The sequence below is a fragment of the Fontibacter flavus genome (assembly GCF_042432905.1).
Classification (GTDB): Bacteria; Bacteroidota; Bacteroidia; order Cytophagales; family Cyclobacteriaceae; genus Fontibacter; species Fontibacter flavus.
The window spans coordinates 1-1,882 of the sequence record NZ_JBHLWI010000063.1 but is presented as its reverse complement, the minus strand read 5'-3'; the positions used below and the strand labels follow the sequence as shown (position 1 = coordinate 1,882).

General features: G+C 43.5%; 1 protein-coding gene. It reads right to left on the bottom strand.

All coding sequences use genetic code 11. The annotated features are described in order from the left end of the window. Positions 1 to 90: 90 nt before the first annotated feature. A complete protein-coding gene (gene ltrA / locus ACFFIP_RS17795; RefSeq protein WP_382389112.1) occupies positions 91 to 1,491 on the bottom strand; it encodes a group II intron reverse transcriptase/maturase in 1,401 nt (466 codons plus the stop codon). Positions 1,492 to 1,882: the final 391 nt, after the last annotated feature.

The window sequence follows — 1,882 nt, the reverse complement described above, 5'->3', positions numbered from 1 at the left end:
CGGTCAAGTAGGCAAGGGCATTTCAGCTCAAGCCTCTCACAGAACCGTGCGTGAACCTCTCGACTCACACGGCTCTTGACATACTATCATTCAGATTTTACTGATTGACCAATGTACAAACATATTGGGATAGCTTAACCTGATGTCTCGCAACCAATTGAATGCTTTTTGGTAACTTCGTAATCTCTTAAACTTGTTCTTTACCCATTTTGCAATGCGATAGTCCAAATATCGGAATAGTCTTTCCAACATCCGTTTTTCCATCTTACCAAAATAATTGATCAATCCTCTTGATTTACTGTTTATCAATTTGGCAATATTTTGGATTGTCCATGTGCTCTCTCTGTGAAATCTCATCTCCTTCCAGGATTCGATGATACGGCTGCGTGACTTCATGCTCATTTGGCAATCAAAGCCCAAGAAAACCCCTGTATTCCTATTGCTCTTCTTTGACATAGGCTTGAACGTGTGCCCTAGAAAATCAAACTTCTTCGGGTAGTCCTTCCGTTTTTCACGGCGGTAGTCTTGGCAATAGGTTATCTTGGTCTTCTCTTCACTTAACCGAAGTTTGCACTCATTCAATCTTCGCCTGATGCCTTCCAAAACATAATGACTTTGGTTTTCGCTTTTACAATGTACCACCACATCATCGGCGTAGCGTACAAATTTTACGGTGGGAAAGGTCTTTTCTATCCATTTGTCCAGCACATAATGCAGGAACAAATTGGCCAACAAAGGACTGATGACTCCACCTTGTGGTGTACCTTGCCCTTGTTTGTGAACCAGACCTTCTTTGGTTTGTACGGGTGTTTCCAACCATCGTTTGATGTACATCTTTAACCACTTTTCCGGCACGTGCTTCTCTATGGCTTTCATCAATAGTTCGTGATTGACTTCGTCAAAAAAACTTTTAATGTCCATATCGATGACCCAGGCATAGAGGCGTACGTTGGTTTGTACTTCTTCCAATGCCTGATGTGCCGATTTGTGTGGCCTGTACCCATACGATTGGGGTAGAAACTCTGCTTCTAATCGTGGTTCGAGATAGGTTTTCACTACTTCTTGGGCTATCCTGTCGCTGATGCTCGGAATACCCAATTTTCGTTCGCCCCCATTGCTCTTGGGTATGACAACCTCTTTCACGGGCTTGGGAAAGTAGCTTCCGCTCGCCATTCGGTTCCAAATCTTGTACAGGTTCTTTGATAGATTCTCATCAAATGTTTTCAATGATATCTCATCTACCCCTGAACTGCCTTTGTTTGCCCTGACTTTGCGATACGCTTCCCTGACCATGTCTTTGGTTATCGGAATCGGTTTTGATCTTGTTCCAAATAAATCTGTCATCCTTAATTTCTCAAGTTGTTTACTTACTTGAAACTGTATGTCTGCCGTCCTTCGCTCCATGCTCATTACAAACACTTCATCGCTACTACAACAGCATCCGTCATCCTTGTAAACATCGATACTGTAAGCCTCGTGGGTACTTCCCACTTGTGCCGTTCTCTTTGCATTCTATAAGGACTTCCTGAGTTCCGTATAAAAGCCTGAATTAGATTCGCACCTGCTCAACTGCGTTTGCCCTGTAACCAATAATCAAGCACCCGTTACAGCTTTTCACTTGTAGCAAAGAATACAAGCTTTTGACAAAGTATAGCCACTATCTCACAGCTTCATCACAGGTTCACTTCCGTTTGCCTCTCTAACTCGTACCTGACTGTTCTGGACAGCCTTTTCCCCTTACTGTTCAGCACCTCTCAATTACTATCCAAGCACCGAGGGGCGGTTTAGTACCTGCTCTTGAAAGCCGATACTGATGGACCTACCATCATCTTTTATACAGCATTGGCCAACCTACGATTGTTGGCCATTCACAGCACACCTT